Annotated in this window: 19 protein-coding genes and 1 tRNA gene; 13 read left to right on the top strand and 7 right to left on the bottom strand. The window is 64.9% G+C overall.

What is annotated here, in order from left to right:
• The 4 genes from hprK (at position 1) to ACQ3C8_RS01770 (ending at position 3,237) form a co-directional block, all read left to right on the top strand.
• The gene (hprK, locus tag ACQ3C8_RS01785; protein ID WP_009521100.1) at positions 1–972 is read left to right on the top strand and encodes an HPr(Ser) kinase/phosphatase; all 972 of its coding nucleotides are present in this window, start codon (positions 1–3) and stop codon (positions 970–972) included.
• Positions 973–1,107: 135 nt separating this feature from the next.
• A complete protein-coding gene (locus ACQ3C8_RS01780; protein ID WP_009521099.1) occupies positions 1,108–1,434 on the top strand; it encodes a PsiF family protein in 327 nt (108 codons plus the stop codon).
• A gap of 230 nt (positions 1,435–1,664) precedes the next feature.
• Positions 1,665–2,552 (top strand): RNase adapter RapZ, encoded by an 888-nt coding sequence (gene rapZ / locus ACQ3C8_RS01775; RefSeq protein WP_009521098.1) that lies wholly within the window; start codon positions 1,665–1,667, stop codon positions 2,550–2,552.
• A 52-nt stretch (positions 2,553–2,604) separates the two neighbouring features.
• On the top strand, positions 2,605–3,237 hold the full coding sequence (locus ACQ3C8_RS01770) for an LON peptidase substrate-binding domain-containing protein (RefSeq protein WP_428852240.1): 633 nt from the start codon (positions 2,605–2,607) through the stop codon (positions 3,235–3,237).
• 62 nt (positions 3,238–3,299) lie between these two features.
• Here ACQ3C8_RS01770 and mutY read toward each other — a convergent pair whose 3' ends face one another.
• The 3 genes from mutY to mutM all read right to left on the bottom strand — a co-directional run bounded on the left by mutY (position 3,300) and on the right by mutM (position 7,586).
• Complete coding sequence (gene mutY / locus ACQ3C8_RS01765; protein WP_428852239.1) at positions 3,300–4,457, bottom strand: A/G-specific adenine glycosylase; 1,158 nt, start codon at positions 4,455–4,457, stop codon at positions 3,300–3,302.
• A 121-nt stretch (positions 4,458–4,578) separates the two neighbouring features.
• Entirely contained in the window at positions 4,579–6,510 is a 1,932-nt protein-coding gene (locus ACQ3C8_RS01760) for a dynamin family protein (RefSeq protein WP_428852238.1), read from the bottom strand.
• A 230-nt stretch (positions 6,511–6,740) separates the two neighbouring features.
• Positions 6,741–7,586: a bifunctional DNA-formamidopyrimidine glycosylase/DNA-(apurinic or apyrimidinic site) lyase gene (gene mutM / locus ACQ3C8_RS01755; RefSeq protein ID WP_428852237.1), complete on the bottom strand. Its 846-nt coding sequence runs from the start codon at positions 7,584–7,586 to the stop codon at positions 6,741–6,743.
• A 95-nt stretch (positions 7,587–7,681) separates the two neighbouring features.
• On the opposite strand from mutM, the gene ACQ3C8_RS01750 reads away from it, so the two are divergent.
• From ACQ3C8_RS01750 to ACQ3C8_RS01710, 9 genes are all read left to right on the top strand, one after another.
• Positions 7,682–9,487 carry a tetratricopeptide repeat protein gene (locus ACQ3C8_RS01750; protein ID WP_428852236.1) on the top strand — a complete coding sequence of 602 codons (1,806 nt, stop codon included), beginning with the start codon at positions 7,682–7,684 and terminating at the stop codon, positions 9,485–9,487.
• On the top strand, positions 9,484–10,083 hold the full coding sequence (gene lolB / locus ACQ3C8_RS01745; protein WP_428852235.1) for a lipoprotein insertase outer membrane protein LolB: 600 nt from the start codon (positions 9,484–9,486) through the stop codon (positions 10,081–10,083). The genes ACQ3C8_RS01750 and lolB overlap by 4 nt, the downstream gene beginning before the upstream one ends.
• A 118-nt stretch (positions 10,084–10,201) precedes the next feature.
• The gene (ispE, locus tag ACQ3C8_RS01740; RefSeq protein ID WP_428852234.1) at positions 10,202–11,071 is read left to right on the top strand and encodes a 4-(cytidine 5'-diphospho)-2-C-methyl-D-erythritol kinase; all 870 of its coding nucleotides are present in this window, start codon (positions 10,202–10,204) and stop codon (positions 11,069–11,071) included.
• A gap of 72 nt (positions 11,072–11,143) precedes the next feature.
• A tRNA-Gln gene (locus tag ACQ3C8_RS01735) sits at positions 11,144–11,220 on the top strand.
• 102 nt (positions 11,221–11,322) lie between these two features.
• The gene (locus ACQ3C8_RS01730) at positions 11,323–12,279 is read left to right on the top strand and encodes a ribose-phosphate pyrophosphokinase (protein WP_009521090.1); all 957 of its coding nucleotides are present in this window, start codon (positions 11,323–11,325) and stop codon (positions 12,277–12,279) included.
• Between the two features lie 141 nt (positions 12,280–12,420).
• Positions 12,421–13,041 (top strand): 50S ribosomal protein L25/general stress protein Ctc, encoded by a 621-nt coding sequence (locus tag ACQ3C8_RS01725; protein ID WP_428852233.1) that lies wholly within the window; start codon positions 12,421–12,423, stop codon positions 13,039–13,041.
• A gap of 158 nt (positions 13,042–13,199) precedes the next feature.
• The gene (gene pth / locus ACQ3C8_RS01720) at positions 13,200–13,802 is read left to right on the top strand and encodes an aminoacyl-tRNA hydrolase (RefSeq protein ID WP_428852232.1); all 603 of its coding nucleotides are present in this window, start codon (positions 13,200–13,202) and stop codon (positions 13,800–13,802) included.
• 193 nt (positions 13,803–13,995) lie between these two features.
• On the top strand, positions 13,996–16,074 hold the full coding sequence (locus ACQ3C8_RS01715) for a PhoX family protein (protein ID WP_009521087.1): 2,079 nt from the start codon (positions 13,996–13,998) through the stop codon (positions 16,072–16,074).
• Positions 16,075–16,348: 274 nt separating this feature from the next.
• Positions 16,349–18,136, top strand: coding sequence for a BCCT family transporter (locus ACQ3C8_RS01710; RefSeq protein WP_428849663.1), 1,788 nt, complete (start codon positions 16,349–16,351; stop codon positions 18,134–18,136).
• A 155-nt stretch (positions 18,137–18,291) separates the two neighbouring features.
• Here ACQ3C8_RS01710 and ACQ3C8_RS01705 read toward each other — a convergent pair whose 3' ends face one another.
• The 4 genes from ACQ3C8_RS01705 to ACQ3C8_RS01690 all read right to left on the bottom strand — a co-directional run bounded on the left by ACQ3C8_RS01705 (position 18,292) and on the right by ACQ3C8_RS01690 (position 21,279).
• Positions 18,292–18,543, bottom strand: coding sequence for a YfhL family 4Fe-4S dicluster ferredoxin (locus ACQ3C8_RS01705; RefSeq protein WP_009521085.1), 252 nt, complete (start codon positions 18,541–18,543; stop codon positions 18,292–18,294).
• 39 nt (positions 18,544–18,582) lie between these two features.
• Positions 18,583–19,068 (bottom strand): pantetheine-phosphate adenylyltransferase, encoded by a 486-nt coding sequence (gene coaD, locus ACQ3C8_RS01700; RefSeq protein ID WP_009521084.1) that lies wholly within the window; start codon positions 19,066–19,068, stop codon positions 18,583–18,585.
• 102 nt (positions 19,069–19,170) lie between these two features.
• Positions 19,171–19,797: a 16S rRNA (guanine(966)-N(2))-methyltransferase RsmD gene (gene rsmD, locus ACQ3C8_RS01695; protein WP_428852231.1), complete on the bottom strand. Its 627-nt coding sequence runs from the start codon at positions 19,795–19,797 to the stop codon at positions 19,171–19,173.
• Between the two features lie 126 nt (positions 19,798–19,923).
• Positions 19,924–21,279: a M16 family metallopeptidase gene (locus ACQ3C8_RS01690; RefSeq protein ID WP_428853012.1), complete on the bottom strand. Its 1,356-nt coding sequence runs from the start codon at positions 21,277–21,279 to the stop codon at positions 19,924–19,926.
• Between the last annotated feature and the right edge of the window lie 11 nt (positions 21,280–21,290).

Raw genomic sequence — 21,290 nt, 5'->3', positions numbered from 1 at the left:
ATGGAACTGACTGGCGTCACCGCACAATCGATCTTCGATGACAACGCAGCCGATCTCCGGCTGTCCTGGATTGCCGGACTGGAAGGCGCTGACCGTTCCTTCGAGCTCGAATTTGCGCGTGAAGCAACGTCCGCCGCGGACCTCGTCGGTCACCTCAACCTGATCCATCCGAATCGCATCCAGGTGCTCGGCAAGCCGGAGATCACCTACTACCAGCGCCTCGACGAAGAAAACCGCAAGCGTCAGATGGGCGAGCTGATCCTGCTCGAGCCGCCCTTCCTGGTGATCGCCGATGGCGTCGATCCCCATCCGGACCTGGAACTGCGTTGCACGCGCTCATCCACGCCGCTGTTCACCACGCCGGTTTCGTCGGCCGCAGTCATCGACCACCTGCGCCTGTACCTGTCGCGCATCTCGGCGCCACGCGTCACCATGCACGGTGTGTTCCTCGACATTCTGGGCATGGGTGTGCTGATCATGGGCGAATCGGGACTCGGCAAGAGCGAACTAGGCCTCGAACTCATCTCGCGCGGCCATGGCCTGGTGGCGGACGATGCGGTCGACTTCGTGCGCCTCGGTCCTGACTTCGTCGAAGGCCGTTGTCCGCCGCTGCTGCAGAACCTGCTCGAGGTACGCGGCCTGGGCCTGCTCGACATCAAGACCATCTTTGGCGAAACGGCCGTACGCCGGAAGATGAAGATCAAGCTGATCGTCCAGTTGGTGCGCCGCAACGATGGCGAGTTCGAACGCCTGCCGCTCGATTCGCAATACGTGGATGTGCTCGGCCTGCCGATCCACCAGGTCAAGATCCAGGTGGCTGCCGGCCGCAACCTGGCCGTGCTGGTCGAGGCCGCCGTGCGCAACACCATCCTGCGGCTGCGCGGCATCGATACGCTGCGTGATTTCATGGACCGCCAGCGTGCCGCCATGCAGGCGGAATCGCACGCCATCACCCAGGGCAGATTGCTCTGATCGACTGGCTGCAGCGTCAACCAGATTGGCGGACGGTCCGTTGTGTGCTGTAATGGGCTCGCGCTGCGCGCCCAGCCTGTGCATGCGCCGTGCGCACGCGCCTTTCGCCTCGCTACCCTGAATGGAGAGCTTCCCATGAAATCCCTGCTTGCCCTGTGTACCGTGATCGCTTCGCTGTCTGCCGCGCCGGTGTGGGCGCAATCCGCGCAGCCGGCCCAGCCAGCGCAACCCGCTCAGCCGAACTCGCAGCAATCCAAGATGGCCGAGTGCAACAAGTCCGCCGAAGGCAAGAAAGGCGACGAACGCAAGGCCTTCATGTCGAAATGCCTGTCCGCCAAACCGAAGGCCAGCGAAAAGCAACTGGCCCAGCAGGAGCGCATGAAGACCTGCAACAAGCAGGCCGAAGGCAAGACTGGCGATGCCCGCAAGGCCTTCATGAAGGAATGCCTGAGCAGCAAGTAAGCCGCACCCCGACAGCCTGTGCAGGCCGCGCCGCGCGCGGGCTGTCGCGTTCCATACGCCTCGCCTGGTCTTCTGCACCATCTCCGTCTTGCCTTGCATCGCGCTGCACCCCCGCGCCGACCGGCCCGCGCGTGGCAGGCGGCTGTGCCGCCGCCTGCTTGGCCGCGCCAGGGCGACAGCGACCTCAACCATATGCTTTTGACACACGATAATGCTATGCTCGGTGTGTCATGCGTATATTTCTCATTACCGGGATATCCGGCTCCGGCAAATCCGTTGTACTGAATGTACTCGAGGACGCAGGGTATTACTGCGTCGATAACCTGCCTGCGCAGTTCATTCCGGAACTGGCCCAGTATCTCTCCACGCAGGGTTATACCCATCTTGCCGTGGCAACCGATATCCGCAGCCGCGAGACGCTGCGCGTGGTGCCCGAGATCGTGGAAGACCTGAAGACGCGCCATGCAGTGCGCGTCCTGTTCCTGACTGCCAATACCGATACGCTGGTGCAGCGCTACTCGGAAACGCGGCGACGCCATCCGCTGTCGATCCGGCAGGCAGGCGCCATCAACTCCGATACCCTGCCGGCTGAACCGGGCAGCGCCTCGCTGGTCGAGGCTATCGAGATGGAGCGTGAACTGCTGAGCCCCCTGGCGGAAACCGGCCATCGCATCGATACCAGCAATCTGCGCAGCAGCACGCTGCGCAGCTGGATCAAGGATCTGCTCAGCGACGAACAGGAGCGCCTGACGCTGATGTTCCAGTCGTTCGGTTTCAAGCACGGCGTGCCGACGGATGCTGATATGGTGTTCGACGTGCGCTCTCTGCCCAACCCTTATTACGACCTGCAGTTGCGCCCGCTCACCGGCCGCGACCAGCCGGTCATCGATTATCTGCAGAGCCAGCCGATGGTACAGGCGATGGCCGAGGATATCCGCGCGTACGTGGAAAAATGGCTGCCCAGTTTCGTCGCCGACAACCGCAGCTACCTCACGGTTGCCATTGGCTGTACCGGCGGGCAGCATCGCTCGGTGTACATCGCCGAGCGGCTGGCGACATATTTCCGAGCCCATGGTACTGTGTTGATACGCCACCGGGAGCTTCCGGGCGGCGCTTAGAGCGTGCGGCACCCTGACGTGCCGGATACGCTCCAACCTTTTCAGCGCGCGTATGTCCGATTCCAACGTCATCCGTGATATTCCGCTGTTTCCGCTGCACACTGTCCTGTTCCCGGGCGGCCTGCTGCCCCTGCGCGTCTTCGAGGCGCGTTACCTGGACATGGTGCGCGACTGCCTGCGCCAGGACCTGCCCTTCGGGGTGTGCCTGATCGAAAGCGGACATGAAGTGGCCAGCGAGCAGGCGCCGGCCGCGTCCACCGTTACCGCTGAGATCGGGTGCCTGGCGACCATTCTCGATTGCGACATGGAACAGCTGGGGCTCTTGCTGCTGCGCACGCGCGGCGGACAGCGCTTCCAGACTCTGTCCACCCGCACGCAGAGCAGTGGTCTGATACGCGCCGATGTCGCGCTGCTGAGCGAAGACCTGCCCGACTGCAATCCCGGTCTGCTGCTCGAATGCATCGCGGCCCTGCGTCGCATCGTGGCCGCGCTAAGCACCAAGAGCGATATCGAATCGCCGTTTCTCGAACCGTATCAGTGGGATGATCCGGTGTGGATCAGCAACCGGCTGTGCGAGATCCTGCCGATCCCGCTGAAAGCCAAGCAGAAGCTGATGGCGCTCGAGGACGCGGGCATGCGCATCGAGATCGTGCACCGCTTCATGAAACAGCACGCCATCCTGTAGCGCCCGTCATCCGGCAGCGCGTGCCCGCCCGTCATAGCGGTATGCCCGGCGCCTTGACCACCCTAGAGCAGCGTCGGTCGCATCATGCCATCGAGCAGCGTGCGGATCGGCGCTGGCAGGCCGACCCCGTGCAATGCCTCCACCGCGTGCCACTGCGCCTGCGTCGCCGTGCCTTGCGGCGCGGGGGCATCGTCGATGTGCGTCATCGCGAAGCAGCGCGCATGAATCTGCAGCCGGAAATGCGTGAATGTGTGTGACAGGCTCGCGCCCGGCAGGGCACGTCCGGCTTCGCCATAGGGTTGGACATGCGTGCGTGCGAGCGCTTCAGCGACGGGATGCAGACCTTCCTCGGCCGGTCCGGCGGCAATCTCCGGCAAGCTCCATAAACCGCCCCAGATGCCGCGTTCCGGCCGGCGCTCGAGCAGCACCCGGCCCGCATGCAGCAGCACCAGCACGGTAACGGCCCGCTCCGGCAGCGCCTTGCGCGGGCGCGGCGCCGGCAGCCGATCAGTGATGCCTTCCGCGCGGGCACGGCAGATGTCGTGTAGCGGACAGGCCGCCGGCGTCGCGAGACACGCGGGGCGGCCACGCACGCATACCATCGCACCGAGATCCATCAAGCCCTGGGTATACGCTTCGATCCCGCTGTCTGGCAGCGCCGCCTCGGCGTGCCGCCACATCAGGTCTTCCACGCGCTTATCGCCGGGAAATCCCTCGATACCGAATGCGCGCGCGAATACGCGCTTGACGTTGCCATCCAGAATCGCCGCCCGCGCGCCGGCGCTAAAGGCTGCGATAGCAGCTGCCGTGGAGCGGCCGATGCCGGGCAACGCGGCCAGTTGCTCGGCCTCACGCGGGAACATGCCGCCATGCTCGGCGACAACGATCTGCGCGCAGCGATGCAGGTTGCGGGCGCGGGAGTAATACCCCAGGCCAGCCCAGGCGGCCATGACATCATCCGGCGCTGCGGCCGCCAGATCCTGCACGGTGGGAAAGCGCTCGAGAAAGCGCGCGTAGTACGCCAGCACGGCAGAGACCTGGGTCTGCTGCAGCATGATCTCGGACAGCCAGATCCGGTAGGCGTCGCGCGTCCCCTGCCATGGCAGGCCGTGCCGCCCGTGGGTCCGTTGCCAGGCGACGACGCGCGCTGCGAAATCGGCGGGCACGGCACCAGCCGGCAGGGCAGGAGTAGAAGCAGGAATACGACGGCGCGGCTGCATGCAGATGATCCGGTGACGGGGACTGCATTATCGCGCGAATTAGCGCAGCGCCTGCGATGCATGATCGGGGGCGTTCATACCCCTGCATGCCGGGATATGAGCGTGGGCGTGGTATTGCCTTTCAGGCCACCGCGCGGCTGCCCTCCGGCGTCGCACTCTCGAGGATCTGCCGGCCATGTTCGGCGATGGTGGCATTCAGCGCATCGAGTTCGGCAAGCGCGGCCTCCAGCTCGCCGATGCGGCCTTCCAGCGTGTCGGTCGCTTCATGCACGCGCTCGATGGAATCGACGCGGCGACGCAGTTGCTTCTGGTGCTCGCGCACCTGTGCCTCGAGCGGTGTCATAACCGATTTGAACCAGACATCCAGATCGCGATTGAGCGAACTGAACACCTCCTGCACATTCTCGGCCACCACACCGAAGATGCGCGCGACCAGACCCGGCTGCAGCCGGAGCCAGGAATTGACGCCGCGCACCTGGCTCTGCGCCAGCGCGGCCTGGGCCGCCAGTGCATCGCGATACCGGACGGTATCGAACTGTAGCGGCGCCACCAGCGTAAAGGCATGTTCGGCATTGAAGCGCTTGTACATGGCATCGACCATCTGGTGCAGTTGTTCGATCTTGTCGCTGGCGCTGTCGATACGCATCTGCAGGTCGTTGAACAGCGCATCCATGTCGTTACGAATGGCACTCGACAAGAGATGGCCTGACATCGCTTCGCGCGCACTGCGCATACGGCGCCGGACTTCGCGGCCTTGCAGCGTCTTCACGATCTCCGCCGCATGGCGGCCAAACACCATGCGCAAGGCCTTGAACTTGCCGATGCTCTGCTCGAACTCGGATTTCTCGCTCTGGACGCGTTGCAGCATATGCTTGACCATCGCCTGTTTTTTTCCGCGCAGGCTACGTAGCTCGAACAGCTGTTCGACGAGGTCGCGATGGCGCAGTTGCAGCAGCTGCCGGGTGTTGCGTGTCAGCACCTCGACAGCCACCCTCACCTGATCCGCCAGGATTGCATGGCGGCGGGCCAGTAGTCGCTCGGACATGGCCTCTTCCAAGACGGCCAGGCGACTTGCTGCATGCAGCGCCGCATCCCCCGACACCCGGGCAACCAGCCCTTTTTGCGCGGACACCGGATACACCTGTGCCACATCCACGCCCAGCGCCTGGGCCGTGGCTTCCACCTGGGCGCGCAGCTCAGCCTCGGCTTCGTCATGCGGCTTGAGTGGATCCCACAGTCCGTCGATCTTGTTGAGCACGACCAGGCAACGCGCACGCTGCGCATGGGCCACATGCGTCTGCCACAGTTCGAGGTCGCTTTGCGTCACGCCGGTGTCGGCGGCCAGCACGAACACCACCACATGTGCGTCGGGCAGCAGCCGCAATGTCAGCTCGGGCTCGGTGCCAAGCGCGTTCAGGCCCGGGGTATCGATCACCACCAGCCCCTGCCCAAGCAGCGGATTCGGCAGATTGGCAATTGCGTAGCGCCAGCGCGGCAGCTCGAGCGAGCCTTGTGTGCCGGGCGGCAATGCCGCCACGTGGACAGCACTGCCGTCCATACCCAGTGCCTTGGCTTCATGGTGCGACATCCGCACCGTTTCCGCGACATGCTGCAGCGCCCGCGCTACATCCGCCGGCGCCCCAGGGTCGAGCGGTACATGCACCCAGCGCGGATCGGTCGTGGCCTGCCCCAACGGCGTGGCAACATCGGCTTCGATCGGCAGAAGGTACAAGGCCGGCGCGGCCGCCGGATCGTAGCGCAGCTCCGTTGGGCACATCGTGGTACGCCCGGCGGATGATGGCAGCATGCGACGCCCGCTATTGGCCAGGAACAGCGCGTTGATCAGTTCCGTCTTGCCGCGCGAGAATTCGGCAAGGAACACCATGCTGAGCCTGTCATGCGCCAGCATCGCGCGCACGCGGTCGACGGCAGCCTGCACCTCGCCATCGAGCAGGTCCTGCGCCTGTAGCCAGTCATGGAAACGGCCGAGTGCAGCCGAGGCATCGCTGCGCCAGGTGCTGTCATGCTCGAACCGTTGCTGAAGTGAGGTCATGGTGGCCCGTCTGAAAAACCGGCGGATGCCGCAAGCACCCGGTCAGGATAGTGTTGAATTCAACATTTTTTCACAGTGTATCGGAGCCGGGAATGCCCTTGGTGAAATAGGCCCAGGCGGAAGGCATCACACCTGGCTGCCGATCCTGTGCCGGGAACGGGAGTAGAAGCGGGAGCACGGGCGTCAGTGCCGGCAGATGGCTGGCGGCACGGTACTGCAGGCGGACATGGTTAGCGCTGGCATACCGGGCAATAGAAGGTGGAACGCTGTCCCTGGACGATCTGGCGAATGGGGGTGCCGCAAGTCCGGCAAGGTTCGCCGGCGCGGTCGTAGACGAATGCCCGCAGCTGGAAGTAGCCGCTCGCTCCGTCGCTGCCAATAAAGTCGCGCAGCGTGCTGCCGCCCAGCGCAATCGCATCGCCGAGCGTCGCACGGATTTCGGCTGCCAGACGGTCATAGCGCGCCAGGCTGATACGCCCGGCTGGCGTGGTGGGCCGGATGCCGGCGCGGAACAGGCTCTCGGAAGCGTAGATATTGCCGACGCCAACCACCACCTGGCCGCCGAGCAGGACCTGCTTGATGGCAATCTGCCGGCCGCGGGTGTGCTTGTGGAGCCAGCGCCCGCCGAACGCCGGATCGAACGGTTCGATGCCAAGCCGCGCCAGCAGCGGATGGGTATCGAGCGCATCGTCGGGCAGATCGACCCAGAGTACCGCGCCGAAGCGGCGCGGATCGCGAAAGCGCAAGGTGCTGACGCCGTGCGCGCCTTCCAGCAGGAGATCGACATGATCGTGTGGCCCCGGTTCAGGCGCCTGCGGATAGATCCGCAAGGTGCCGGTCATGCCGAGATGGATCATCAGCCAGCCGGCATCCTCCGGCCCCTGGCAGGCGAGCAGCAGGTACTTGCCGCGCCGCCGCACCTCGCCGATGACCCGTCCGGTCAGGCGCGTGGCAAGATCGGCATCGACGGGCCAGCGCAGCCCATGGTGGCGCACCGCCACGGCGGCAATGCGCCGGCCGGTCACATGGGGCAGCAGGCCGCGCCGCGTGACTTCGACCTCGGGCAACTCAGGCATCGAACCACTCCCTCACTTTCGCACTCCAATCCGGACATCGTACGCATTGTAGCGGGCACGCTACAATGCACTGCAACCAGCTTCGGAGTTCCCACATGATGTCGGATCGCTTGGTATCCGCTCTTCGCCTCACCTGTGGCACCGGCCTCTTCGCCACCATGGCTACGTGCGCTGCCCTGCTTGCCGGAACTTCGCCCGCAGCGCACGCGGCACCGCAGGCTGCGCACACTGCCGTCAATCCGGCACGCGCCGCCCTGCCGAAACTCGAACTGACCGACGACATCCTGTTCCAGGTCATGGCCTCGGAAATCGGCCTGCAACGCGGCCTACCGGGCAACGCCTTTCGTACCTATATCGCACTGGCACGCGAGACACGCGATCCGCGCTTTGCCCAGCGCGCCACCGAAATCGCCTTCACCGCCCGCGCGGTCGACCAGGCGCTCGAAGGCGCGCGCCTGTGGTCGGAGATCGACCCGGCGGCGGCCGCGCCCAGACAGCTGATCCAGTCGCTGCTGATCTCGACCGGCCAGTGGGATGAAGTCGAACCCGTGCTTGCCGCCCAGCTCAATCGTGCGCCGCCAGCCCAGCGCGGCGCAACCATCCTGCTGCTGCAGCGCACACTCTCGCGTAGTCCGGATACGGCCGGTGCGCTGGGGGTACTGGAGCGACTGACCGTCAAGGACCGGCAGTTGCCGGAAACCCATCTCGCCCTGGCCACCGCCCGGGCCGCCAACAAGGACAATGCCGGCGCACTGGCGGAGCTGGACCGCGCCCTCGCGTTACGCCCGCACTACGAGCCGGCGGCGCTGATGGCTGCGGACCTGCGCGCGCAGGAGAATCCGGAGGCTGCCATCGCGAGCCTCCGTGCCTATGTGCAGACAGCGCCGGCGTCGATCGACGCGCGCTTGGCGCTGGCCCGCCTGTATCTCGCCAGCGAGCGCGTCGATGAGGCGCAGCAGCAGTTCGAAGCGCTGCGTGCCCGCGCCCCCAACGATGCACGCGTGGCGCTTGCGCTCGGCCTGATCCAGCTGCAGCAGAAACACTACCGCGAAGCGGAAGCGGAGTTGCAGCGCTACCTCAAACTGGCGCAAGCCAGCAAGATGGACGCCGATACCGCCTATCAAGGCCTGTCGCAGGCTGCCGAGGAACAGCGCGACTACAAGGCGGCGCTGGCCTGGATCGAACGCATCGACGACGAACGCCTCGCCACGGCCACGCAGGTCAAGCGCGCGCAGCTGCTCGGCAAGCTGCAGCGCCTCGACGAAGCCCAGGCGATCTTCAAGGAGCTCAGCGAGGAGACTGCCAATATCGATGACCCGGAACGACGCGCGGCGATGCAAGCGTCGCTGCGCCAGGCCGAGGTCGGCATGCTGCTCGAGGCCGGCGCAATCGACCGCGCCCGCGCACGCCTCTCGGCCCTGCTCGAGGCCGAGCCAAACCAGCCGGACTATCTTTACGAACTGGCGATGGTGGAAGAACGCGCGCAGCGCTACGACATGATGGAAACCCTGCTGAACCGCTTCATCACGCTTCGGCCCGACGATCGACAGGGCTACAACGCCCTCGGCTATTCGCTGGCCGACCGCAACACCCGCCTGCAGGAAGCGCTGCAGCTGCTGGAAAAAGCCACGCAGCTTGCGCCGGAAGACCCCTACATCATGGATAGCCTCGGCTGGGTAAAGTACCGTCTCGGCGATCTGCAGACCGCGGCGGACCTGCTGCAGCGCGCGTATGACAAGTCGCCGCAAGCGGAAATCGCCGCGCATCTCGGTGAAGTGCTGTGGCAACTGGGCCGTCGCGACGATGCCAAACGCACCTGGGACAAGGCCCGCCGCCTCGATGACGAGAGCGGCATATTGAAGCGCACGCTCGAGCGTCACGGCGTGGTCCTGCCAGAATGACGACGCGGCGCTCCCTCCTCCGCGCCGGGCTGGTCCTTGGCGCATTGGCCGCAGTGAGCGGTTGCGCCAGCGTGACACCCGGCTCCGGCTTCGCACCCGCAGGCGCGGACCGTACCATTGAACTGCGCGGACGGTTTTCCGCCCGCGCCGAACGCAATGGCCGGGAAGAAGGCGCCCATGGCAATTTCGTCTGGCTGCAGCGCGGCGACAACGTCCAGTTGTCGCTGGTCTCACCACTGGGTCAGACGCTGGCGATCGTCACCGCGCTGCCAGGCCAGGCCACGCTCGAACTCCCCAACCAGGCGCCGCGCAGCGCACCCGAAGTCGATATGCTCATGCAGCAGGCGCTCGGCTTCAGCCTGCCGGTCTCGGGCATGCGCGACTGGTTGCAGGCCCGTCCCGCGCCCGGCCCGGTCGTCCGGGCCGAGCGCGACGCCACCGGTCGCCTGACCCAGCTCGAACAGCACGGCTGGACCGTGCGCTTCCAGGAATATCGCGAGACCTCGGCCGGCGACACACCGCGCGTACGCCGCATGGATCTCGCCCGCACGCTCGACGGTGAGCCGCTGTCGGTACGGCTGGTGGTTGACGAGTAAGGAAACGGTCGGGAAACCGGCGACGAACAAGCCAACGCAGGATCAGACGCGGAATCGCCCGGAGCCCTCGGCAAAAAGCCCGCTAGAATCGGCCCACCAGCTTCCCTCTCATACTCCGATGTCCAGTCCGTCGCCTACCGAACTCGAAAACTGCCCCGCGCCCGCCAAGCTGAACCTCTTCCTGCATGTCACGGGACGTCGTGCCGACGGCTATCACACGCTGCAGACCGTATTCCAGCTGATCGACTGGCAGGACACCCTGCACTTCTCGCGCCGCGCCGACGGCCGCATCATCCATGCCAATCCGCTCGATGGCGTGCCGCCGGACACCGACCTGACGGTACGCGCGGCGCGCCTGCTGCAGGAAGCCACGGGCTGCCGCTACGGCGTGGAACTGCGCATCGACAAGCAGTTGCCGCGTGGCGGCGGGCTCGGCGGCGGGTCGTCCGATGCCGCCACCACGCTGCTGGCCCTCAATCGGCTGTGGCAACTGGACCTGCCGCGCGCCACGCTGATGTCGCTCGGCTTGGCCCTCGGTGCCGATGTGCCATTCTTCCTGTTGGGCCGCAACGCCTTTGCGGAAGGCATCGGGGAGGCATTGCAGCCCGTATCGCTGCCAGCCAGCGTCTACCTCGTGATCCATCCCGGGGTGGAAGTGCCGACACCGGCAATTTTTTCCGACGAGGGATTGACACGCGACACGCCGCCGATCATAATTGCGGACTTTCTTGCATGCCATTTTCCGCACGGATTCGGTCGCAACGATCTGCAGGCGGTGGCGGCAAGAAAATATGCAGAAGTTGCGCACGCGCTTGCATGGCTGGAATCTCATTCGGGTCACGCAAGAATGTCGGGGTCAGGCGCTTGTGTCTTTGCACGTTATACTGACGTGGCCGAGGCGCAGGAGGTGCTGGCGCAGTTGCCGTCCCAGTGGACCGGCAAGGTTGCCAGGAGCCTGGATCGCCACCCGCTCGCAGCGTACGCATAATGCACTGAGCAAGCTTATGTCCGGCGCGTGCATCGCAAAAACGCGGTGCAGTCGAAGGACGACAGGTTGTGTAGGGGAGTAGCCAAGTTGGTCAAGGCACCGGATTTTGATTCCGGCACGCGAGGGTTCGAATCCTTCCTCCCCTGCCAAGTTACACCCATCGTGCGTCATATCCGCATTACGCACATGTCTCGCACCGCCCGGTAAGCCGGAACGTGCGTGCCACAGTCCCGAAGAAACAGGTGCCCCCCATGCGCAGCGAAGGCTTGATGGTTTTCACCGGCAATGCCAATCCCAAACTCGCAGCAGAAGTTGTCCGCCACCTCGGGATTCCACTCGGCAAAGCGCTCGTCGGACGTTTCTCGGACGGCGAAGTCCAGGTTGAAATCCAGGAAAATGTGCGCGGCAAGCACGTCATGGTGCTCCAGTCGACCTGCGCGCCGACCAACGACAACCTGATGGAACTGATGGTGATGGTCGATGCGCTCAAGCGCGCCTCGGCACAGAGTATCACCGCCGCGATCCCCTATTTCGGCTATGCCCGCCAGGACCGCCGCCCGCGCTCCGCGCGCGTGGCCATCTCGGCCAAGGTTGTAGCCAACATGCTCGAAGTGGCGGGCGTCCAGCGCGTGGTGACGATGGACTTGCACGCCGACCAGATCCAGGGCTTCTTCGACATCCCGGTCGACAACATCTACGCTTCCCCGATCCTGCTCAGCGACCTGCGCGAAAAGAACTACGACAACCTGCTCGTGGTCTCGCCGGACGTTGGCGGTGTGGTGCGCGCACGTGCCCTGGCCAAGCAGCTCGGCTGCGACCTGGCGATCATCGACAAGCGCCGCCCCAAGGCCAACGTGGCCGAGGTCATGAATATCATCGGTGAAGTCGACGGCCGCAACTGCGTGATCATGGATGACATGATCGACACCGGCGGCACCCTGTGCAAGGCTGCCCAGGTCCTGAAGGAACGCGGCGCACAGCGCGTGTTTGCCTACTGCACGCACCCGGTGCTGTCGGGTGGTGCCGTGGCGCGCATCGCAGAATCGCAGCTCGATGAAGTGGTCGTCACCGACACCATTCCGCTGCGCGACGAAGCGCTGGCCTGCGGCGGCAAGTTCCGCCAGCTGTCCACCGCCCCGCTGCTGGCCGAAACCTTCACCCGGATCGTGAACGGCGACTCGATCATGTCGCTGTTTGCTGAATCCTGATATAATTCAAAGCTTTACTGAATTTTGCGCCGCTGCCTCGCCCGGCAAATGGGCAAAGCAGCGGCGTATTCGTCCGGAAGGGCCTGAGCCCTTCCTCAACCGGACTGTCTGGTCGCGGGCAGTTCCAATCAGGAGCAACACATGAAAGTCGTCGCTTTCGAGCGTAGCGTACAGGGCACTGGTGCGAGCCGCCGCCTGCGCAATGCTGGCAAGACCCCGGGCATCATCTATGGCGGCAGCGCCGAGCCCAAGCTGATCGAACTCGATCACAACGCAGTGTTCCACGCACTGAAGAAAGAAGCCTTCCACTCGTCGATCCTCGATATGGAAGTGGCTGGCAAGGCTGAAAAGGTCCTGCTGCGTGATTTCCAGATGCACCCGTTCAAGCCGATGGTCCTGCACATCGACTTCCAGCGCGTTGACGCCAACGCCAAGATCCACGTCAAGGTGCCGCTGCACTTCCTGAACACGGAAACCGCTCCGGGCGTGAAGGTCGGTCATGGCATCGTCAACCACATCGCCAATGAACTCGAAGTGTCGTGCCTGCCGGCCGACCTGCCTGAGTTCATCGAAGTCGACCTCGGCGCCCTGGAATTGGGCCAGTCGCTCCATCTGTCCGACCTCAAGCTGCCGAAGGGCGTTTCGGCCGTGCAGCATGGCGGTGAAGAAAACCCGGCAATCGTCAGCATCTCGCTGCCGGCTGGCGAAAAGTCGGCTGAAGCCGATGCCGGCGCAGCCGAAGGCGACAAGCCGGCGGAATAAGCCGGCGGCACGCTGCCCGCGCGCAACCCGCTCCGCTCAAGCCCGCAGGCCAGCCCTGCGGGCTTTTTCTTTGGCGCATGGCAACCACATGCAGCCCCGCCCCGGCAGACGCGCTATCCTTGCACCCGATTGCTTCCGTTTTCTTTCATTGCGTACCCATGATCAAACTCATCGTCGGCCTCGGCAATCCCGGTCAGGAATATGAAGCCACCCGCCACAATGCCGGATTCTGGCTGGTCGATCAGCTGGCCCGCGAGGCGGGCGCCACGCTGCGCCTCGAAAGCCGCTTCCATGGCATGGCGGCGCGCGCCAGCCTGTGGCGTGAGGAAATCTGGCTGCTCGAGCCGATGACCTTCATGAACCGCTCGGGCCAGTCGGTCGGCGCGCTCGCCAAGTTCTACAAGATCCTGCCCGATGAAATCGTCGTCCTGCACGACGAGCTCGACCTGCCGCCGGGCACCGTCAAGCTCAAGCGCGGCGGCGGTGCGGGTGGCCACAACGGGCTGAAGGATATTGCCGCGCATCTCGGCACGCAGGACTACTGGCGCCTGCGTATCGGTATCGGCCATCCGCGCAGCTTGCGTCCGGAAGGCGCCAGCGCCCCCGCCAAGGAGGACGTCGCCGGTTTCGTCCTGAAACCCCCGCGCCGCGAGGAACAGGAACTGATTGATGCCGCGCTGGAGCGCAGCATTCCGGCCCTGAAACTGCTTGCCCAGGGCCAGGCCGAACGCGCGATGATGGGTCTGCACGGCAAACCCTGACCACCAGCAGGGGCCTGCCATCTCTGCGCCCGCCAATCTCGCGCGGGCCCGCTCCATCCTCCGCACATGACCATCGGCTCGTGCGACCCGCTTGCGTCGCGCCCGTCACCAAAGCGACACAGCAACGACATAGTCGCGTCACAGGCGACTCTTACATTGTCAGCTTCCCACAACTGGCAATGGAGAAATCCCAGTGACGAAAAACAGCGTGCCCCCTGCCTCCAGCGATACCGAAACGCAGAACCTGCATTTTGCCGACATCCTGAATGCCCGCCTGTCGCGCCGGCAAACGATGCTCGGCGGTATCTCGGCGACCACGGCCGCCCTGTTCGGCAGTCTGAGCCTGTCGGCCTGCGGCGGTGGCGATGATCCGGCACCGACCACGCCGACGCCCCCCACGCCGACCGACCCGATCGTCAAGCCGACAGCGCTGGGCTTCTCCCCGGTGGCGCACAGCCTTGCCGATGTCGTCAAGTTGCCGACCGGCTACTCGATGTCGGTCCTGTACGCCCTCGGCGACCCGCTGGTCTACGGCATTTCCTCCTGGGCCGGCGATGGCTCGGAAACAGGCGCATCGTACGAGCTGCGTGCCGGCGACCATCACGATGGCATGTATTTCTTCGGGCTGTCAGATGCCGGCGCCTACGACCCCAAGCGCTCGGACCGGGGCCTGCTGTGCCTGAACCACGAAAACATCACGCAGAACTTCCTGCACCCCGCCGGTACGTCGTACACCAACCCGCGCCCGGCCAGTGACGTGGACAAGGAAGTCAACGCCCATGGCGTCTCGATCGTCGAAGTAAAGCGTGGCGCGAGCGGCAACGGCATGACCTATGTGCGCGGTTCGATGTACAACCGCCGCCTGACCGCCGCCACACCGATGGAACTCGAAGGCCCGGTGCGTGGCAATGCGCGCGTTGTGACCAAGTATTCGGCGGACGGCACGCGCACCCGTGGCACGGTCAACAACTGCGCCAACGGCATGACGCCGTGGGGCACCTACCTGACCTGCGAAGAGAACTGGGAAGGTTACTTCCGCCGCGATGCTGACACCACGCGCGCCGACAACGCCAGCCTGAACCGCTACTCGCTTACCGCCAACCAGGGTGGCAGCTTTGGCTGGAGCCAGCTCACCGGTGATCTGTACGAGCGCTGGTACATCGCTGCCACGGGCGCTACGGCTGCCGACGACTATCGCAATGCCGCCAACACCTATGGCTGGATCGTCGAAGTCGACCCGTTCGACCCCAACTCCACGCCCGTCAAGCGCACCGCGCTCGGCCGCTTCGCCCACGAGGGCTGCTGGCCGTGCAACCCGGTCGCCGGCAAGCCGATGGTGTTCTACATGGGTGACGACAAGAGCGGTGACTACATCTACAAGTTCGTCTCCACCGCCAAATACGACCCCGCCGACAAGGGCCTGGCCGCCGGCGCCAAGTACATGAACGACGGCACACTGTATGTGGCGCGCTTCGACGCCAGCGGCGCCGGCGAATGGCTGCCGCTGACCACCGCCAATCCGGCGCTGGCTGCCTTCCCGTCGCTGGCCGACATCATGATCGATACGCGTCTGGCTGCCGATGCGGTCGGCGCGACCAAGATGGACCGTCCGGAATGGGGCGCCGTCAACCCGCTGAACGGCGAGGTCTACATGACGCTCACCAACAGCAACAACACGCTGAGCGCCGCCAATCCGCGCCCGGGCAACCCCAATGGCCACATCATCCGCTGGCACGAAGACGGCGGCGATGCCACCGCCACGACGTTCAAGTGGGACGTGTACGTGTTCGGCTCGCCGACCGCAGCCCCGGCCACCTACAACATCTCAGGCCTGACCGCCAGCAACGATATGTCGAGCCCGGACGGTCTGTGGTTCGATTCGCGCGGCATCCTGTGGATTCAGACCGACGATGGCGCCTACACTGGCACCACCAACTGCATGATGCTGGCCGCTACACCGGGTACCGTGGGTGACGGCGGCGCCGCCACGCCGACCGGCAACGACGGCACCACGCCGGGCGTAGCGACCCTCAAGGGTGCCAACCCGACGGAAGCGAACCTGCGCCGCTTCCTCGTGGGCCCGATCGACTGCGAGATCACTGGTATCGCTATGACGCCAGACCACAAGACCATGTTCGTCAACATCCAGCACCCGGGTGACGGCGGCACTGGCCACTGGCCAGCCAGCCAGACCAACCCGGCGAGCACGGCACGTCCGCGCTCGGCGACCATCGCCATCACCAAGGACGATGGCGGAGAGATCGGCGTGTAAGCATACGTCTCGCCCAGGCCTGCGGGTTGCCTGACGCATGCCGCTTGCGGTCTCCGCGCCCCCGAGTGCCGGTCCTCCGGTCTCGGGGGCTTTTTTACATCGCCAGGTTGTGCCCCATCCTCTGTGCGCAGCATGCATCACCCGCCGTTTGGCGATCCCACTCACGGCGTTTACAATAGCGGCCTTGGCTGTGACGCCATGAGACGCCTGCACGCCACTTTCCGCCTGGGCACGACGGCATCGCAGCGAGCCGCATGCCCGAGCGTCCTGCCCGGTGACCTCCCGGTCAGGCACTGCATTCTTCACCGCGACACTGGTCGACACGCGCGCCCCGCAGGTGCATGCTGTCGTCAAGCCAGTAGCCGATCTCATCGCAGCCAACCTGCGTGACTATGCGGCGCACAGCTTTGCCGTGGCGCCAGCCCTTTGCGCACCGCTCGCAGGCGCGACTCAGAAAGGAGCACATACCGTGGTCTTCCGTATCTCGATCCTCGTGGTGGCCTTGCTGTCCCTCGTAGCAGGCCTCTGGCCCAAAGGATTTCATGTCTTCATCCAGTCCGGTCTCGCCGTGGTCTCGGTCCGCTTCGGCTGGTTCTACCTGCTGGCCGTGTTCGCCACGCTGGTATTCCTGATCTACCTGCTGTTCAGCCGCTTTGCCAACCTGCGCATCGGCGGCGAAGACGCCGAGCCCGAATTCTCCAATGCGAGCTGGATGTCCATGCTGTTTGCTGCGGGCATGGGCATCGGGCTAGTGTTCTGGGGCGCGGCGGAACCCGTGTCCCACTACCTCGCGCCACCGGAAGGCCTCGCCCCGCAGAGTATCTTGGCCGCACGCGCATCCATGCGCTACGTATTCTTTCACTGGGGTCTGCATCCGTGGGCGATCTACGCACTGGTGGGCCTGGCCATGTCGTGGTTCATGTTCAACCGGCAAGGACGCGGACTGATCAGCGACCTGCTGCAGCCGCTGATCGGGCACCGGCACACCGGGTGGATCGGCCATTTCGTCAACATCCTTGCCATTGTGTCGACCGCTCTTGGCGTCGCCACCACACTTGGCTTCGGGACATTGCAGATCAGCGCGGGACTCGAGCGTGTCTTTGGCATACCAGCCAGCACGCTGACACAGATGAGTGTGATCACCGTCGCCTTTGTCCTCTACATGGCCTCCACCACAAGCGGTGTCACGCGTGGCATTAAATGGCTGTCGAACGGCAACCTGGCGCTGGCCGTCCTGCTCCTGCTGATGATCCTCGTGCTCGGCCCCGTCAGTTTCATCTTCGACATCTTCACCACCACGCTCGGCGCCTACCTGAGCCAGCTGGTCAGCATGAGCCTGCGTATGTCGCCGTTCACGGCCAGCACGTGGGTACAGGACTGGACGATCTTTTACTGGGCCTGGTGGATCTCGTGGTCGCCGTTCGTCGGCATTTTCATCGCCCGCATTTCCAAGGGGCGCACGGTGCGGGAATTCGTGCTGGGTGTGGTGATCGCGCCGAGCCTGCTAGGTTTCCTGTGGTTCTCCGTGTTTGGCGGAGCAGCCATGTGGGAACAGATGTTTGGCAACGGGCAGATGGTCGCGGCAGCCCAGAGCGGCTACCAGAACGTGCTGTTCGCCCTGCTCGATACCTACCCGGCGGCGACCTTCCTCGCCGGCCTGACGATTCTGCTGCTGGTCATCTTCTTCGTCACGTCGGCCGACTCGGCGGTGCTGGTGCTGGCCACCATGTCCAGCCCGGAGCGCGGCGACCCACCGGTCTCCCGCCGGATCATCTGGGGCGTGAGCATCGCCGTGATTGCAGCGGCCCTGCTGCTGGCTGGCGGACTCGACGCGCTCCAGAGTGCGCTCATCATCACGGCCTTTCCGTTTGCCGTCCTGCTGGTACTGATCATGTGGTCGCTCTATCGCGTACTCGATGCCGAGTATGTCCGCCAGCGCCAGCTGAGCCTGCGCACGCGGCACGCGATCGAACGCTGGTTGCAGCGAGACAGCGAGGCCGCGGCCGCCATCGCCGCAGCGAGCCGAGACCAGGCGGATCAGCAGGACAAGGCCCAACCCTGAGCCGGATTGCCGGATGCGCGCAACTCGGCGTCCGTCCAGGGATGGCAGCATGGAATTTGGTGAGGTAAGAGCAGAACGACCGGCACAGCCGTGCACCGGCATGCGCGTTCCAAGATGATGCGGAACCCTCGGGATGGGCGAGGGCTCCACCGGAATCAGGCTGCCTGAGTGAGCCTGAGGTACTTCTGCATCAATTGCGTGTGGCTTTCGACCCGCTGGGGATCATTGGGAATGCAAGCCACCGGGCAGACCTGCTGGCACTGCGGGGCGTCGAAATGGCCGACGCACTCGGTGCATTTGTCCGGGTCGATCTGGTAGATTTCCGGGCCCATGAAGATGGCTTCATTAGGGCACTCCGGCTCGCATACATCGCAGTTGATGCACTCATCGGTAATCATGAGTGCCATATTGGTTTCCTGTGGGTTGATGACGCCTGTGCCGTTATTTTAGGCGCTTTTCCCGATTTTCTCCTGCAACCATGCTTCCACCGAGGGAAACACGAACTTGCTGACATCGCCGCCCAACAGGGCGATCTCGCGCACGAAGGTCCCGGAGATGAACTGGTACTGGTCGGAAGGCGTCAGGAACATGGTTTCCACATCGGGCAGCAGGTAACGGTTCATGCCGGCCATCTGGAACTCGTACTCGAAGTCGGACACCGCACGCAGGCCGCGCACGATGACGCGCGCATTGTTCTTGCGCACGAAATCCTTGAGCAGCCCCGAAAAACCCTCGACCCGCACGTTCGGATAGTGGCTCAGCACCTCCGCTGCGATCTGGATGCGCTCGTCCATGGAAAAGAACGGGCGCTTGTTGGGGCTCTGCGCCACGCCGACCACGATCTCATCAAAAATATTCGATGCGCGTCGAACCAGGTCTTCATGTCCGCGCGTCATCGGATCGAATGTCCCCGGATATACGGCGATCACCATACCCACTCCTTAGTTTCGATTACCCTGGCTGTACCCCGCCCTGCATCACCCGGGGCAGCAATGCCCATCGCGGGCTGGGGTTTTCCCGGGTAGCGGCGTAGTTTAACTGGTTTTGGCGGCCAGCAAGTGCGCATGCACCATTCCGGCATGCAGATAGCGGACGATTTCGAGCTCCGCGGGCAGCGCCGCCGACATGTCCTCGCCTGACTCGAGATAGATGTGGCCGCCTGGCTTGAGCCGCGACACGGCAGCGGCGAGTGCCCGGGCGGCGAGCGGGCTGCCGAACGGCGGATCGATGAAGATCACGTCGAAGGCCCCGGGCGGGCAGCTTGCCAGATGGCCTAGTGCATCCCCGGCACGGATGTCCACCATGCCGGCGTGCAGCTTGTCGCGCACCGCCTGCAGCTGGCGGACAGCGGCCGGCAGGCTCTCGACCATCACCACCCGGGCAGCGCCACGCGACGCTGCCTCGAACCCGAGCGCGCCGGAGCCGGCGAACAGGTCGAGGCACGCATAGCCGCCCAGATCCTGGCCCAGCCAGTTGAAAAGCGTTTCGCGAACGCGGTCGGGCGTGGGCCGCAAGCCATCGGCGTCGAGCACGGCCAGCGGCGTCCGTTTCCATTGCCCGCCAATGATGCGGACCTGGCGCGGCACGCCCCGTGGCCGGCCCGGTGCGGCCTTAGATGGGGGAGCGGATGATGGACGGGAACGGGAGCGGGTGGCTGACATGGCAGCATTGTAGCCGCTGCGCGCGCGCCACCCGGGGGTAAAGCCCACGTGATGTAAAGCGTCAGCCGCGCTTGCTCCCGTCGCGCAACCGCAGGCGGCCGAACCGCCGGGACCGGCACGCCGGTATCACTTCGACAGGGCAGCCGGCTGATCTGCCGCGCCCACGATCACGGTCACCATGCGCTCCGGCTGCAATGCGCGCTGGAATGCCATGCGTACCTGGTCAGCGGTAACCGCTTCGACGCGACGCGTCCAGCCGTCGAGATAGTCGAGCGGCAAACCATACCAAGCGATATTGGCGACATTGCCGATCAGCTTGCGGTTGCTGTCGAGCCGCAGCGGAAAACCATTGACGAGGTTGGCCTTGGCGGCTTTCATCTCCGCCACGCTCGGCCCTTCCGCGACGAAGCGCGCCAGCTCCGCACGCAATACGCGCAGCGCCTCATCGGCCTGGTCCTTGCGCGTCTGCACGCTGATCTGGAACGGACCGGGCTGCAGCAGCGGTGCAAAACCGCTCGAAATGCCATAGGTAAGGCCGCGCTTCTCGCGGACTTCGCTCGTCAGGCGCGAGGTGAACCCGCCGCCGCCAAGAATGTGATTGCCCACCAGGATCGCGAAGAAGTCCGGATCGCTACGTGCAATGCCGGGCTGGCCGACGAGCACGTGTGCCTGCTGCGCCGGATGCGGCAGACGGATGTCGCGCGGCGCAGCCAGCGGCAGCACCGGCGGCAAACCGGTTGTGGAAGGCGTGGCGGTTGCGGTGCGCGGCAATCCCGCAGTCAGCTGGTCGGCGATCTGCTGCGCCTGCGCCCGGTCGATGTCCCCAATCAGGGTCACCACGGCGTGCCCGGCATCATAGCGGCGCTGATGGAAAGCCACGAGATCATCGCGCGTGATGGCTTGCACGGTCTCGGGGCTGGCCGTGAAGCCATACGGATGATCGCCGTAGAGCGCGGCATTGAAGGCCCGCGCGGCCATGGCTGCCGGGCGCGTCTCGGCTTCGCGCAACGCCGCTGTCAAGCGGGCTTTTTCCCGCTCGACCATTTCCACCGGATAGGCAGGCCGGCTCACGATTTGCGCCATGAGCGCCACGGCAGCCGTACGTGCGGCCGGGGACGATAGCGTGCGCAAGCGGATCGAAGCACGGTCGTCGGACACGCCGCCGCCAAATTCCGCACCGAGATCGGCAAAGGCATCGGCCAACTCGCCTTCGCTGCGGGCTGGCGCCGCATCTGCTGCTGCCACACCTTTGTCGAGCAGGCCGGCCACCATCGTTGCCAGGCCCGCCTTGTCGCGCGGATCGAAACGCGTGCCGGCATCCAGATCGAGATTGATGTCGAGCATTGGAATCGACGGGCTCGGCACAAAATACACGCGCGCACCGGAGGCTGCAGTCCAATGCTGGATCGGCAGCGCAGCCTGTGCGGCGAATGGGGCGAACAGCGTGGCCAGCAACCAGCCAGCCGATATCCAGTAACGCATCTTCAGCAGCT

Origin of the sequence: Imbroritus primus, assembly GCF_964332355.1 — a bacterium.
In the GTDB taxonomy this organism is placed as follows: Bacteria; Pseudomonadota; Gammaproteobacteria; order Burkholderiales; family Burkholderiaceae; genus Imbroritus; species Imbroritus primus.
Note: the sequence above shows the minus strand (reverse complement) of the source record. Positions and strands in the feature narration are given on the sequence as shown.